At 37.6% G+C, this 13,898-nt stretch carries 16 protein-coding genes and 2 pseudogenes; 8 read left to right on the forward strand and 10 right to left on the reverse strand.

What is annotated here, in order from left to right; all coding sequences use genetic code 11:
- Window positions 1-237 (forward strand): hypothetical protein (locus HMPREF0083_RS29010; RefSeq protein WP_021621392.1); only part of this gene is annotated, 237 nt, incomplete at its 5' end.
- 182 nt (window positions 238-419) lie between these two features.
- Here the strand turns inward: HMPREF0083_RS29010 and HMPREF0083_RS29015 are convergent.
- The 4 genes from HMPREF0083_RS29015 to HMPREF0083_RS10895 all read right to left on the reverse strand — a co-directional run bounded on the left by HMPREF0083_RS29015 (window position 420) and on the right by HMPREF0083_RS10895 (window position 4,174).
- Window positions 420-740: a sunset domain-containing protein gene (locus HMPREF0083_RS29015; protein ID WP_021621393.1), complete on the reverse strand. Its 321-nt coding sequence runs from the start codon at window positions 738-740 to the stop codon at window positions 420-422.
- A 785-nt stretch (window positions 741-1,525) separates the two neighbouring features.
- The gene (locus HMPREF0083_RS10880) at window positions 1,526-2,251 is read right to left on the reverse strand and encodes a CPBP family intramembrane glutamic endopeptidase (protein ID WP_167331561.1); all 726 of its coding nucleotides are present in this window, start codon (window positions 2,249-2,251) and stop codon (window positions 1,526-1,528) included.
- A gap of 998 nt (window positions 2,252-3,249) precedes the next feature.
- Window positions 3,250-3,735, reverse strand: coding sequence for a hypothetical protein (locus HMPREF0083_RS10890; RefSeq protein ID WP_021621396.1), 486 nt, complete (start codon window positions 3,733-3,735; stop codon window positions 3,250-3,252).
- Window positions 3,713-4,174 carry a thiol-disulfide oxidoreductase DCC family protein gene (locus HMPREF0083_RS10895; RefSeq protein WP_021621397.1) on the reverse strand — a complete coding sequence of 154 codons (462 nt, stop codon included), beginning with the start codon at window positions 4,172-4,174 and terminating at the stop codon, window positions 3,713-3,715. Before HMPREF0083_RS10895 ends, HMPREF0083_RS10890 begins: the two co-directional genes overlap by 23 nt.
- Window positions 4,175-4,558: 384 nt before the next feature.
- Between HMPREF0083_RS10895 and HMPREF0083_RS10900 the strand changes: the two genes are divergently transcribed.
- From HMPREF0083_RS10900 to HMPREF0083_RS10920, 6 genes and pseudogenes are all read left to right on the forward strand, one after another.
- The gene (locus HMPREF0083_RS10900) at window positions 4,559-5,281 is read left to right on the forward strand and encodes an SMI1/KNR4 family protein (RefSeq protein WP_040302363.1); all 723 of its coding nucleotides are present in this window, start codon (window positions 4,559-4,561) and stop codon (window positions 5,279-5,281) included.
- Window positions 5,282-5,567: 286 nt separating this feature from the next.
- Window positions 5,568-6,002 (forward strand): annotated as a pseudogene (locus tag HMPREF0083_RS29950) (YetF domain-containing protein).
- A gap of 54 nt (window positions 6,003-6,056) precedes the next feature.
- A complete protein-coding gene (locus HMPREF0083_RS10905; RefSeq protein ID WP_021621401.1) occupies window positions 6,057-6,467 on the forward strand; it encodes a VOC family protein in 411 nt (136 codons plus the stop codon).
- Between the two features lie 302 nt (window positions 6,468-6,769).
- Window positions 6,770-7,012, forward strand: a complete 243-nt coding sequence (locus HMPREF0083_RS30135; RefSeq protein WP_187374795.1) for a heterocycloanthracin/sonorensin family bacteriocin — start codon at window positions 6,770-6,772, stop codon at window positions 7,010-7,012.
- 182 nt (window positions 7,013-7,194) lie between these two features.
- Complete coding sequence (locus tag HMPREF0083_RS10915) at window positions 7,195-7,413, forward strand: hypothetical protein (protein WP_021621404.1); 219 nt, start codon at window positions 7,195-7,197, stop codon at window positions 7,411-7,413.
- Between the two features lie 74 nt (window positions 7,414-7,487).
- Window positions 7,488-7,778 carry a hypothetical protein gene (locus tag HMPREF0083_RS10920; protein WP_021621405.1) on the forward strand — a complete coding sequence of 97 codons (291 nt, stop codon included), beginning with the start codon at window positions 7,488-7,490 and terminating at the stop codon, window positions 7,776-7,778.
- A 1,460-nt stretch (window positions 7,779-9,238) separates the two neighbouring features.
- On the opposite strand, the pseudogene HMPREF0083_RS10930 reads toward HMPREF0083_RS10920, so the two are convergent.
- Window positions 9,239-9,541 (reverse strand): annotated as a pseudogene (locus tag HMPREF0083_RS10930) (tyrosine-type recombinase/integrase); the annotation flags it as partial.
- Window positions 9,542-9,554: 13 nt separating this feature from the next.
- On the opposite strand from HMPREF0083_RS10930, the gene HMPREF0083_RS30140 reads away from it, so the two are divergent.
- Window positions 9,555-9,680 carry a hypothetical protein gene (locus HMPREF0083_RS30140; RefSeq protein WP_167331562.1) on the forward strand — a complete coding sequence of 42 codons (126 nt, stop codon included), beginning with the start codon at window positions 9,555-9,557 and terminating at the stop codon, window positions 9,678-9,680.
- A gap of 12 nt (window positions 9,681-9,692) precedes the next feature.
- On the opposite strand, the gene HMPREF0083_RS10935 is transcribed toward HMPREF0083_RS30140, so the two are convergent.
- The 5 genes from HMPREF0083_RS10935 to HMPREF0083_RS10955 all read right to left on the reverse strand — a co-directional run bounded on the left by HMPREF0083_RS10935 (window position 9,693) and on the right by HMPREF0083_RS10955 (window position 13,675).
- The gene (locus HMPREF0083_RS10935; RefSeq protein ID WP_021621408.1) at window positions 9,693-10,442 is read right to left on the reverse strand and encodes an ABC transporter permease; all 750 of its coding nucleotides are present in this window, start codon (window positions 10,440-10,442) and stop codon (window positions 9,693-9,695) included.
- Window positions 10,439-11,188, reverse strand: a complete 750-nt coding sequence (locus HMPREF0083_RS10940) for an ABC transporter permease (RefSeq protein ID WP_021621409.1) — start codon at window positions 11,186-11,188, stop codon at window positions 10,439-10,441. Before HMPREF0083_RS10940 ends, HMPREF0083_RS10935 begins: the two co-directional genes overlap by 4 nt.
- Window positions 11,185-11,898, reverse strand: a complete 714-nt coding sequence (locus HMPREF0083_RS10945; RefSeq protein WP_040302365.1) for an ABC transporter ATP-binding protein — start codon at window positions 11,896-11,898, stop codon at window positions 11,185-11,187. The genes HMPREF0083_RS10940 and HMPREF0083_RS10945 overlap by 4 nt, the downstream gene beginning before the upstream one ends.
- A 92-nt stretch (window positions 11,899-11,990) precedes the next feature.
- On the reverse strand, window positions 11,991-13,001 hold the full coding sequence (locus HMPREF0083_RS10950; protein ID WP_021621411.1) for a sensor histidine kinase: 1,011 nt from the start codon (window positions 12,999-13,001) through the stop codon (window positions 11,991-11,993).
- Complete coding sequence (locus HMPREF0083_RS10955; RefSeq protein WP_021621412.1) at window positions 12,998-13,675, reverse strand: response regulator transcription factor; 678 nt, start codon at window positions 13,673-13,675, stop codon at window positions 12,998-13,000. The genes HMPREF0083_RS10950 and HMPREF0083_RS10955 overlap by 4 nt, the downstream gene beginning before the upstream one ends.
- Between the last annotated feature and the right edge of the window lie 223 nt (window positions 13,676-13,898).

The raw sequence follows: 13,898 nt of genomic DNA on the forward strand, positions 1-13,898 counted from the left end.
GGGAGACAGTTGCCGGTCGATTTCGTCCTTGGCGTCACACGCTCCACGCAGAAAAATAAAGGGGACGCACGCCGTACGCGTCCTTCTTTTTTATCCATCTATGGATACCAAGGGTGTTGGTTGTCCAGAGAGGAAAAGACCACCACAGCGGGACACAAACAAGGTCTTTCTTCTGCCGGAGCGCAGGGCGTGTCCATTCTCTTCCTTTTTCCGGATCTCCTGTTTCCAACCACTTGAACTTTTGTTAATACGTCAAGTGAATTCCATATAGTATTAGCCAAAACATATTTATTGTTAATTCTTTTTAAAAGAACTTAGTTGTTTAATATAAATTAATAGTCCTATTTTTTCTGAATTCTTACTTATTAGTATTCATACCTCCTTATTAATTAAGAATATTTTTATTAATTTGGCAATATTTACAATTTCATTGGGTAGGCAATATAATTCATAAAATTATGGATATTTGGTATATATTGTCTTTCTTTATCGTTTTGATGCACGGAATCCAGCTTTTTTGCCTCAGCAGTTGTCTTAAAGCAATATTCTGCTTTAGTTTTATTATAGAATTGTCCACCTGGTACATGATAAATTTTTTCGCCCTTGTTATTAATGTTACCCTTTACATTTCCATTACAGTAGCTGTATGAATTTTGATTCTTTTTTATTGCTTGTACATCGGTTGCTGCGAAGGAGCCAACCAATGCAATGGTAGCGATAGAAAGAATGAGCTTTTTCATGTTTTTTCTCCCCTTTTAAGATGAAAGTTTTGATAAGGTAATCTCTTCCTTATTATTCTAACTCTTATAGGTAAGAGGAACTAGACCTAAAATTTAGACAAGTTTCGACAAAATCCTTCATTTCCTTAACTTCATAGGTAATATAGTTTTTGTATTTTATATGATCGCGATAAGAAATAGGTAGAATTAAGGGGTGAGATAATAAAGGCAACAGGTGTTGTTCAGAGAGTGAACGAGCTGAGACGTGTGGTGATTCCACTTGAGTTAGGTCGTACATTAGGGATTTCAGGGAAGGTGAACTAGAGATTTTTGTAGAAGGGGAAAATGATTTGCCAAAGTCGTCAGGAAGAGATGTAAAATTTGAAGTAAGTGTATGAAAAGGAATAGGTTGCATAATAAAAAAGGCCGGAGCGGGTCCGGAAATTGACATTAGGAGATGATGTCTCAGGAATGAGATACTATCAGTATATTTTATCAGATGGAAAACGTGAAGGAAAAGGGGACAAATGAACAAAAAAGGCCGACACAAGTCGGCAAGGAACAGAAGGGTACTTGTGAAGCAGTCACACCTTCAATAAACCATATTTAGATTATGAATAAATAAGAAAACTGATAGGAGGATGCTCACAAGTTGGGCTTCTTCGATGAAATGAGGTTCTTCGGGAGTGTACTTCTATTATATTTTGCTAGATAAAAATGGTGATAGAAAAGAGGATAAACAGGCAATAAAAAGGGCCGGAGCGAGTCCGGCAATAGGGAGTTAGTTTCCGAGAAAAAGTACACCTTTAAACTAACGGCTCGCCTTGTTTGGGAAGGGTACGAAGCATCGCGCATTGTCTTCTCGAAAAGATAAATGCTACTGCTAGCAAAGTAAGTGCGACAAAAACACCGGATTCTCCCGTCCACAATAATACGGAATCACCTTGTGTAAACAGGTCGAAGACGTTTTGGATGATTGCATTCCATGCTGAATGTAAGAAGACCGCAGGCCAGATGCTTCCAGTTGTTAAACGTAAGTACGCAATCACATACCCAAAGGACGTAACCGAGATCATAAAAAGAACAATAGAAAGAAAAAGTATTGGACTAGCGTAGTATAATCCGACCAACATAAGCGGCAGATGCCAAACACCCCAAATTATTCCACTTAAAAGAACAGGTCGGGGAACTTGGGCATCGATCAAGCGTGTGAGCATATAGCCGCGCCACCCTACTTCCTCTCCAATGCTTCCGAGCAAGCCGTAAATCGTTCCAAGTGTTGTATTTGCTAACAGGAATAATATAAAAATAGCAATTGGATGAGCTATTAAATATGTTTTAGGTGCAACAAAATGTGCCAGTCCAGTTATCCATGCTATTCCATATGCCGTTAGACCAACCGCTATGGGCAAGAGAAATACTACCGGTATTGATTTGAGAGTACGTCGCCCGCCTAGACGGAGTGAAATATCAGCAAAGCCCTCATGTAATAGTAAGCGTGTTATGAGGGAGGCCAATGCTGGCGTCCACATAAGTAGAACTATCCATTTACCGTTGATAAAAGTCAGCCAATAACCAACAGTTGAGAGAGGGATGAGAAAAACAAAAAAGAGGATGAGCCCCCGTCGGGCAGAGCGAACGTGATTAGGTATCACGTCAGCGGTAGTTGAAGTAGCTTGGGATAATGAGGTTGTCATGGAGTACTCCTTTTTTTTAGAATATGGATGCGATTTCGCTTCTTACTTGGTACCCAACTCCTCTGTACCTAAGCGATTTTTTATATCAAAAAAGTTATCCACGGTTTAAGATGTACAGTGAATCTCTTTATGAATGTGGTTCAAATGAACACGTTATACGAGGTAAGCTGATGGACTGATTTTTATAAAACAGTCTATATTGCGAAATAAAAAAGGCCGACACATGGCCGGCAGTGAGGAGTTGGTTATTGCGAAAAAAGCTTATTTTTAATATACCATATTATAGAATATGGGTAAATAAGGAAAATGATGTTCTGAGAAAAATCTTAGTTGACTCAAAAGTCCTTTGAAGATGTTGAAGTATAGTCGTGGGGCTGGGGATTTCACTGTTATTTGCTTCAACCAATATATTAGCGGCAGCACAGAACATATGGCTGAAACAAAACACCAAAGAAATCAAATTCGCCTTTGAAATGCAGGGTATAACGGAGCTGTATGCAGTCATGAACAAGTATGGCACATTTAGCAACCGATCTTCCCAATATAAGGCGGAAATTAAAAAAAGTCATAGACAAATATAAACCACAATACAAGAATCTAATCCAATTTATTAAAGATAACCGGGTACAGCTTGCAGCTGCGTACCCGAATAATCCTCACATAGTTGATATTGTTGTAAAATCGCTTAGTAATCGAGTCAAATTTATAGAAATGTGTTTGTATATATAAACTTAACATGTATATGGGATACAAGCATTAACCATCTTTTTTAATAACAAAATAATAAAAAGAAGAGATTGCAAAAATAATAAACAAAGCAATTAACAAAAACATTATATGTTCACCTTCTGTTTAACAATGTCGGTTGACATAGTATACTCAACTTTAACTGGGGCATCAAAGAAAATTCTTTTTAATTTTTGATATTCTAGAAAAAGTAAAGATATACTTATACATGTTAGTAAGATGCTAATAGAAAGAGCTGGAATTCCAAAACAATAGTCAATAATTGTGATATTTACTGTTATAGGCAAGTAAATAATGTTCCCTAAAGTTGCTGTTCTTGGAATTAATAATAATAATGCTGCTGTTAGCTCGCCAAAAGCAATAAAAAGATTATAAGTATCTGAATATCCAAAGAAATGCCAAGCTAATTGCATAGCTGAATCTTTTGTAGAATCATACGTAAAATCACCAGTAGGGAACTGTCCTGGATATATCTTGGCACCTCCATAGATAAAGAAAGCTAAGGCTAAATACCATCTAAATGTAGTAATAGTAGTCATTCTAAGTTTTTTAAGGAATATACTTTTCTTCATTGATTGCCCTACTTTCTGTTTTATCTTTAATAAATCTGCTTTGCATTTCTTTTGTGGGTACCATACAAGCTTCCTTTTTACCAAATAAACGATATCGTCTTTTAGCAATTATACGATACGCTTGATCCCTAATTGGTTTTGGAATAATCCAGAATAAAGTCACCATCTTTATAGGTCCTTCGAGTCTACTTATAATTTTTAGAACGGCTGTAGATTCAATGTATACTTTTTCTTCTTCGATTAAAACAATAGACTCTCTCCCTTTAGTGTTAACTTTATAATGTTTGATAATAGAATCTCCTAGATTTGATTGAAGGGATGCAAATTTAAATAGAGCTTTCGAATCTCTTTTTATAACAAACTGAACCCACTGATTACACATGCTACAGACGCCATCAAAGAGAATGATAGGATGATTGTCAGATTTCTTTACCTTCATTTTGGAATCCTTTCTTATGATATACGCATATGTTCTATGCTTGATTATAATATATAATTGGAATAAGTTGCCTTACAGTATTGTAAGACAACTTACACTACTGTAAGGTGCTTTTTATTTAAGAGTAAATAGTTATTTCCGATAATGTATGTTATGACAACAACAGCTAATCTGGGATTAGGCTGGCTTCTTTATGTCCGATAACACGAAAAATGCAAGCAAATGTAGTCGTTCCTGTTTTGGGAATGATTGGGTTTATTTCGAGTCCTAGTACGCCGCTGTTTCTTTTTATAGACAGTCTAAAACCGGTAGGGAGGGATTATGGAAGTAGTTGGCCATGCATTAAAATAAAGTGGAATGCCAGACATAAAGGGAGGAATCATAATGTACATTGTATCAGACAAAAGGACTCAGGTGCCTGCTATTGAGCTTGACGATATTCAGAGAGAGACGGGGACGCAACTTCCCTTATCCTACAGATTCTTTTTGACCCAATACGGCGAGGGGACTTATTGCGGCTGGGTTAACATTACGCGGCCCGATCCGGAAGTTTTGCAGCCATTTATGGAATATGATTTTTGGCTGCATGATGAGGCGTGCCCCATTACACAGGCTCAAATCAAACAATGTGTGAGCATCGGCACCTCGATAGACGGTGATTTTTTAGCTGTTCATCCCCAAACGGAGGAAATCCTTTGGTTTCCGAGACATGCCGAGGAGATAACGTTAAAGTCGTGCAGAGAAGCCCTGTTTACGCATACTCTGGATCGCATTTATCGTGAAGAGTATAAACAGAACAATTCCGCACCGGCGTTTTTCGAACCATGGAGTGATACGAGAATGCACACCTTCTTCCTGTTCAGTTCCCGGGAGGGTAGTTTGTCGATGCACGATCTGGCTCGGCTGTGCAAGGAACGCTTTCAACCGGACCTGGTCTTTGAGAATGAGTATACCTGCAAGATTTTTTTACAGGTACTGGGCGGATACATACGGTTCAATTATGCCTATGGTATGGAAATCGCTGTTTTCTATGAAAAGGACAGGTCGAAGCTGTATGGAGATATTTCTTTATTCCTTCAACAGCATAATTGTCAATTACATTCCTAAGCTGGTAGATACAAATTGGACATCCTCAAGTACATGGCTTTTCGAGGGAGGAGCCCCCTTAACAGGCACCACGGCGAAAAATGAGAAAGGAGCTGCCGCGGCTAGCTCCTTCGTACAATGATCAATCCAATTCAGCGCAAGAGAATAAATCCCTGATTACAGTGTCATTTATATGGACAATTGATTAGTATCCTACTTTGTTCTTCACCTATGTTAGGGTTTATTTAGCCTGCCTACCTTTAGAGTAGCGACCTTATTAGTTGCCGCTTCACTTGTAACGGATTATATGCAATTGAAATCGGATGAGCTCGAAACTTTGATGTCCGGTAAGTACGTAACAATTATTGAAAACGGAACGTCCAATGAAAAAAATTTAAGGAAACTCCGATTACCGGTAGATAAACTGGAAGCTATATACATCTGGTTTGATAAATCGACAAACTTTTGTGGTAGGTAAGAAAAGGCGGAGAAATCATCATGTCAAAATATCAAGTATAACTTATATAGATTGCGCCAATCTGGAATTGCGAACATAAGCGACGTACAATGGGCTACACTAGAGGTTAGCGGCCAACTAGGTTATCAGTTAAAAACAGAGAAGCAACCTGTAACAAAGCAAGATATTGAAAATTCTGTTCGATTAATTGAAACTAGATTGTCATACAGTCAAATTGTTGCTCAGAGTGGTCAAGTGGCTTATACGGAAAATATTTACTTTTAAAAGTTGATATAGTATAATCAGAACATACATTCGTAAAGGTGGTATGCGAAGAATATGATTACGTTTATTACCAGTGTCGAGGTCCCTGTATCAAATTTAGACAAGGCTCTTTCTTGGTATACGGAAATTCTACAGTTTCAAGTCATGTGGCGTGATGAACAATCGGCATTCATTGCACTTCCAGGAGAAGGAACAAGGTTATTTCTTGTACAAACTAATGATGAAAAGCGACTGGAATTTACCAATACAAATACAGGCGTTGTTCATAGTGTTATCGATTTTTATGTCGAAAATCTCCCAGCTTTTCATGCGTTTCTAAAACAACATGGAGTTGAGGTAACCGAGTTACAGCCGAAAGCCATGGGATTTGGTTTCCGGGACCCTGATGGCAATTTTTATGGTGCTCATATTGATCAGCTATCTTATCAATACAAAAAAAATCCAACAATTTCATCTAAGGTTTAAGGCGGTTTGATTAAAAAATGGTCACTCTTCGGAGTGACTTTTTTGTTATCCATTTCCCGTACTGGCTTCTTTATGTTCGATAGCCTTGCTTATATAAAGAACTTCTGTAGTATAATTCTGTGAAATTTTTACATGGGCATAATAACAGAATCTAGACCAGGAACAATCGCCCATTATGATGCATATTGTATGGAGGGAAGCACGCCTATTATTTTTATGTTTCTTTTTGGTTTGTTCTTCCTTTCAGTTGCTGGTTACGCTGCCAGCATAATGTATTAGTTTACTAAACGGAGGTTATAAAAATGGACGATTTTCAAAAGGATCTCCAAGGATTGGATGTTGGTAATTTCCAGGCGGGTCCGATGATTCCTGTCAGCGCCCAAAACCAGGATGCTCGGCAATTCGGTGTATGGGTTGGTATGTGCTCTTGTAGTTGTTTTAACTGTTTTAACTGCTTTAATTGCTTTAACTGTTTCCGCTGCTTTAATTGCTTCCGTTGTTCTAATTGTTTCCACTGTGCTCGTTGTTTTAGAGGAGAAGAGTAAAAGCATTTAATTTTTATTAATGTCAAATACTCATTATGGTAAAAATAGATCACCAACAAAAAAACATACTCCCAGCAAGGTTAGCTATTTTCCGGGTTTCTTATGTTTGAGAAATAGCCTGAAAAGCACCTATTTTACTGGAAACATGGTCTTCAAATTCCTGCATTTTGCTGCCTAATTTAATGCAATATTACGCTCTGTTGGTGTTTTATTTATATCAAAAAACTTTTCGCGTAACGGATGCTCAATTTATTACGCCGAAATCGAGTATTCGTATCTCATCCATTTCCGGTATTAGTTCTGTCAAAGTAACAGGCACCAAAACAGGAGCAGCAAATGAACGTTATGTAATCGCCAAGTCGAATGTAGAAACAGGACACCGGATTGGTATGCAAAAATAGCAGTTGGATGGATAAACCTTGGTAAACTCGACCATACAATCCATACTGATGTCGATAAAATCGTACAGCAAGGTATGACACAAGAAGAGCTGAACGCCATTACAGCTGCGGAATGGGCACAGCTATTCGATAACGGAAGGGGTACTCCACAATATCAGTGGATTGCATTTGGATATCTACAGGTACAACAATCATCTACAGATGTATGTGAAAACGATGAACTTATTATGGAAGTGAACATGCGGGGAAAATGGGTAAAGGCCATCCATGGAACAGATTATAACTATGAGTATGATGGAGTAGATAAGCTTCAGGTTCATATTCTTTCAGATGGTGATTATAAGTTAAATCATGTCCCTGTTTAAGTTGAGCACTAAGTTGCAAAAAGTATATTATATTTAAGCACTCTTAGATAAGGGTGCTTTTTTATTGAGAGGGAAAATGTGCCGATAAATGCAGGCAAGATGTAGACGTATAAACAAGAAAGGGGTGAGGAGGATGAGGAATCGTAAAAAGAAACACGGTAACAAATTACTGTGCATCATGTTGAAATTCTACAGTACTATAGAAGTGGAGGCTACTTGGAAAAATAAAATACCTTGTTCTACATCTACAAGTCGACGGTGATTTTGATCAAGAACTGCAAGAACATTTAAATTAGCATCTGTAATTCAAAGTTTATAATTTGTGTTTGGGTTTGTATTTGTTAAGTTAAGCATCAATCTTCTAGGTGATGTTATATCCAGTCTTAATCATAAGGGTTATCGATAGTGTTTTGAACATCTATAGAATCTTGAACTGTAGGGGCTACAAAATATTATCATTAGGCTTAGACTGATCAAATTTTTCTGTATGAGTTAAACTAAAAGTGAATGAAGTAGATGCATGGAATCCTAAAGTTGAATTTACACATATGAAATAAATCCCAGGATCAGCAATAGAACTGATAGTTTCATCCTGATTAGGTCCATAAGTAGACAATCCTTCATAATCTAATACACCTGTTGATTATCCATAAGATGGAAGAAAGAGGATGCACGTGTCGGCGTATTTCCTCGTCTTTTTCTTTTGGAAAAACTATCCACAGCTCAATTATTTAATGTAAAATATAGTAAAAGAGCTAATTGAGGTGTCGAATATGCTTTCGATAAAAAGATGGCGTCAAGGCATAAAGGAAAAGGATAAGCTTAGACAAGATACATTAGGGCGCTTACTTCATACCTGCATTTTCCTGCCTTTTATCATGATTTTCGTTGTATTCATCTCTAAAAATTACGGATGGACATGGTTTTCAACTTCATTTACTATCATCGTCCTGATTTTTCTTGGCTATAAAACAGAAGACCTTATTTTTCGGCTTCTAGGTAAACATAGTTATAAAATTATAAAGGCTCCATATAGCTATATTATTTCTGTAACTATAGCTCTTACCTGCTGTATACTTTTATTTGGTAAGTATTAGTTACGGAACACCGTATTTTTGTGCGTAGGGGCTGTCCAGAAAGTCAGCCTAACCGACTTTCTGGACAGCCCCATGTCTAATACAAAAGTCCAAAGTCTAATGAATGGTTGGGGAAACGGTCCCGAACGAAAGATATATTAAGAATATTATCAAATGGAGCAAGATGTTATCGACTGTATTTATGACATAGTCGTAAATTTCTTAACTTTGACCAATGCATTCACTTGTTCGTAAAATACGTTGTCATAACAAAACTCAATAATATAAAATTCATCAACATTCCCAATCAAAAAACTGTTTTTAACGTTTATTAGGAGAGCTAGAAACCTTTGTATATCAAGGGTTTTTGGCTCCTTTTATTTTTTACTGCACTTTTTTCATTTCTTTGTTTCGCAAGGAGTCTACAGTAAATTGATTCTTTGATGAAGAATCATAGTTTTGTTTTACCTCTTCAAAAGAGATAACTCCATTTAATTTGTTAGCTACTTCAAAATTGCTGTTAGGATAAAGATGTCCATATGTTCCTAAAGTAGTTTCGATATCTTCATGTCCTAGACGATCTTTATTGATGAGTGGGTTTTCTCCCATACTGATTAACAAGGAAGCATGAGAGTGACGTAAACCATGAATTCTGATTCGGTGAATACCAGCTAGCTTAGCATAGCGGATAGAAAAACAGATGGACAACTTTACTAAAAAAGAGCTAATCCTAATGAAGTCGTTGGCAAATGGCAGTAAGAAATCTAATGAAAAGAAGGATTGTTTCTCCATCTCTATAATTCATTTCCTTATTTTATCTCAATGATGAAACCTAAACTTAGGCATCTCGTTTACGGTAAAATACAATAGCTGCTGTAATAAAGATCAGTGTCCATAACATTAAAATACCTGTTCCTTGCATTGGTGTAAGGACATTTATTTCATCAGAGGAAGGCGGCATATACATATAAGATCCTGCCGTATCCGGAAAATATTTAGGTTGAAAATCTCTCGTCAATGGACTGACAACGAAATAATAACCAAGCAGTATCACTAAAGCAGGAGTGGTTCGTCTTAGTAAAGCACCTATAGCTGCACTGAGAAGTGTGGTTAATGTTAGATAGCCTGTTGCACCTACTAATGTTTTTATCATGGTGTCTATTTCAAACCCTACTGCTGTGTCTCTCATCATAATCAAAGCATATAGTACACCTGATGCAACAATAATAAACGCCACAGGAATGGTTATAATTGCCAATGCCAAATGTTTCATGGATAATTGGAACCCACGCCAAGGTATCGTCGTTAAAGTAGTTCGAATCTGTCCACCCGTATACTCCGAACAAGTAGCTAAGATACCAAGAATAATGAACCCTGCTTGAAGATATCCCATAGAAGCAAGTCCTATATTCAGTATACTTTGCGTTCCTGCTGCCCCTTGTAGACCAGCAGAAGTAAAAGCTGCGGCTAAAACTAAATTAAGAATGAATGTACCTATGAGAGTGAGCCATATCAATGGTAATGTAACTAATTTATCCAGTTCAGCACCAAGGATTTGTGTTATCTTTCTACCAGAAGAGACACTCATGATGCAACGTCCCTCCTATGGAATACAATAGCTGCAACAATGAAAAAAACGGCTACCCAAGCAAACATGACTAAACCGCCTGTGGACGGGGTGTGAAATTTGTCGCTAGTAAACATAAACATATCAAGGCCAGCCCGATCTGGTAAGTAGAACGCCAACTTTGTAATCTTAGAAAGCAGGACACTAAATGATACAACGGATGAGTTTATCATGAGCACAGCAAGTGGGATGATGCCATTCTTAGTTAGAACAGTAATCCCAAATGCTAAAAGAGCAGTGAATGTCCAGTAACAAACTGCACCGATAAGTCTAGACCATTCGAATGCAGGGGCATATTCACCAAGAATAAGATGCGTTGCTGACACAGTTGTCATAATAGCAACAATACAAAGCAGTATGCTGATCACTGTCACAGCGCCTGCTTTTGCCAGCAAAAAATGAAGTCGGGATGGAACAACAGTTAAACTTGTTGTAATCTGTTGTCCTCCACCAGATTCACTGCTCTCTGTCAAATACTCACTGCTGACAGCAAGCACACCAAGAATAATGACACCTTGCACACCAAAACTTAATCCAATATAGCCAACTTCCGATAGCCGTGTGCTAACTCCAGCTATAATCTCCTCTTTTTCTGCTATACTGTCCAAGGCAGTAAAGACCGCTGGGGCAAATGCTCCAATAAGAAAGGCAAGCCAAATGCCCGGCAGGGAGAACAATTTAGATAGTTCCGCGTTGAATGCTCTCATATAACATCACCTGCATTTTCAGATGTCAGGGCAAAAAAGGCTTCCTCCAGCGTGGAATGGTTACCTATTACTTCTTCCAATGTTCCATCTGCAACGATTTTTCCGCGATTAATAATCACCACATCATCAACAGTCTCTGCAAGCTCTCCCATTAGATGACTGGATAGTAACACCGTGTTTCCAGACGCAGCACGTTCACGTAAAAATGTCCGAATCCACCGAATTCCTTGTGGGTCGAGCCCGTTTACGGGTTCATCTAAAACCAATATTTTGGGATCACCAAGTAGTGCAGCTGCCATTCCAAGTCTTCTTCCCATGCCAAGGGAATAATTTCCAAACCTTTTACCAGCTGCATTAGTAAGACCTACTATTTCCAGAACTTCCTCGACACGTGAGCGAGACAATCCTGCAGCACGAGCAATCCAACGCAAATGTGCCCGTCCTGTTCGCATACGATGCGCTCCAAATCCATCAAGTGCAGCACCTATTGTTGCTAGAGGATGATGTAATTCTGCGAATCGCTTTCCATTAATTAGTGCACTGCCTGAGGTGGCACGATCTAATCCAAGCAGGATGCGAAGTGTAGAACTTTTACCTGCCCCATTTGGACCTAAAAAACCAGTTACTCTACCTGGTCTAGCTTTAAAACTGATACCTGATAAGATTTCTTGAGTTCCGCGATGTTTGACTAAGTTATTAATTGTAAGCAACCATAACACTTCCTTTCTGTTATGGTTCTAATTATAAAGAAGCAAAGTTACATCTCGGTTATCATGGTGTTTAATTGTGGGTTAACTTTAGGTTACGCTCTATCAATAGTTACTCTTGTGCCATTTTCATTTGATGTAAAGTCAGCTTTCAGCTTCATTTTTTTCAACATATAATTTGAAGTCGATAAACCAATCCCCGCCCCACGCTCATAGGAAGAGTTATCCATACCTGGACCTCTGTCTGCAACAATGATCTGTTCTTTTTCTACATCAACCACAATGTTTGCATATTTTCCCTCTGCAGCATGGCGAACAATATTCTGAAATAAATTATCCAGAACCCGTGTCATCCATTTAGGATCTGCTTCCCAATAAAAAGTCTCCTCTGTCGGTAAATCAACATCGAGCTGAATTTCTTTTTCTTCAAATACAGGATACCACGCAGCAACAGATGCTCTTACTAAACGTCCAATATCTGTTGAAGTAGGCCCAAAAGGATGTTTCCCTGATGTAAGCAATGTATAGGAAAGTAAATCATCCATTAGATCTCCGACTCTTGTAATCGTATGGTTCATCTCTGTTAATGAGTTTTGTCCTTCTGAACTCATTGATTCTTTATTTAATCTGGTGACATGTCCTCTCAAAATGGTAAGTGGCGTTCGTAAGTCGTGAGATAAATTCGCAATGAGTCGATGTCGTAATAATTCCTCTTCATACTCTCGCTTTTTACTGTCTTCAAGCTGCTGAATCATCCAATTAAAAGAACTTCCTAACTGGTCTATTTCATCCATACGATCCGTTTGAACAGATACTGGTTTAGGAAATGAGTTATTATTAGCTGAAAATGACATGACTTCATGTAAGCGGGTCAGACGTTTACGAAGTCTCAAGAAGAAAAGCCAAGATATTACAACAAATGCGACAATAATAAAACCAAACAAAAGTAGGAAAACGTAAAATTGATTTAACGTATTCAGATCTTCTTCATTGATACCTGAAAACCCAATGAACGCAAAGAAGAAAATAAGCACAATTGGAGGAAAAAAGATAAATAGAAAATGTCCTTTTAGAAAACGACGAAATAATGATCTAGTCTGTTTCATAGTTTCATCCGATAGCCTATTCCCTTCAACGTTTCAATAATCTCTGGGGAATCTGGATTACGTTCCAACTTTTGACGCAGTCGACGAATATGCACCATTAATGTTTTATCACCAGTTATATAAGTTTCTTCCCAAATTGATTCATAAATTTGTTCTTTTGGTAAAACTTGATTAGGGTGGCGTAAGAAATACATTAAAATTTGATGTTGTTTCCTTGTCAATATAATTTCTTCTCCTGTGCGTTTGTCAAATACCATTTGGACTTCTGGATCTACTTCAATATGATTTCCTAATGAAATGCGTTCGGAATGTGTTCCACCACTTCGACGGATTAATACTTCTAATCTTGCAACTAATTCATCGGTATGGAATGGTTTCGTTAAATAGTCATCAGCAAATTGTAAACCATCTACCTTATCATCTATCGATGTTCGAGCAGATAACAGCAAAATAGGAACAGCAGGAGCTGCCTTTTTTAATCGTTTTCCCACAGTAAATCCGTCTAAACCGGGTAACATTATATCCAAAATAACTATTTCATGCTGATTTACTTCTTTTTCGGCTCCTTCACCAGAAAACAGCCACTGAACTGAAAATCCTCGTTGTTCCAATTCTTCTTTTACCCAACTGCCTATTTTCTCATTATCTTCAATATATAATACGCTTCTTTTCAAGTAACATCCCTCTCTAAATTTCAAAAATTATCTTGTATTATAACATAGTAATCTAATTTCCAAGCAGAGTAATGAGCTTGCTCATCCATATAAAATTGTAAATATATTTGGTACTAATATAGTCTTTATGTGTTTGATATAATTATCAAAAGCTCTTAAATAATTATATTCATTATCATAATTTATTTGAGATCACGCCTGTTGATTATCCATAAGGTGGAAG

Source organism: Aneurinibacillus aneurinilyticus ATCC 12856 (genome assembly GCF_000466385.1).
In the GTDB taxonomy this organism is placed as follows: domain Bacteria; phylum Bacillota; class Bacilli; order Aneurinibacillales; family Aneurinibacillaceae; genus Aneurinibacillus; species Aneurinibacillus aneurinilyticus.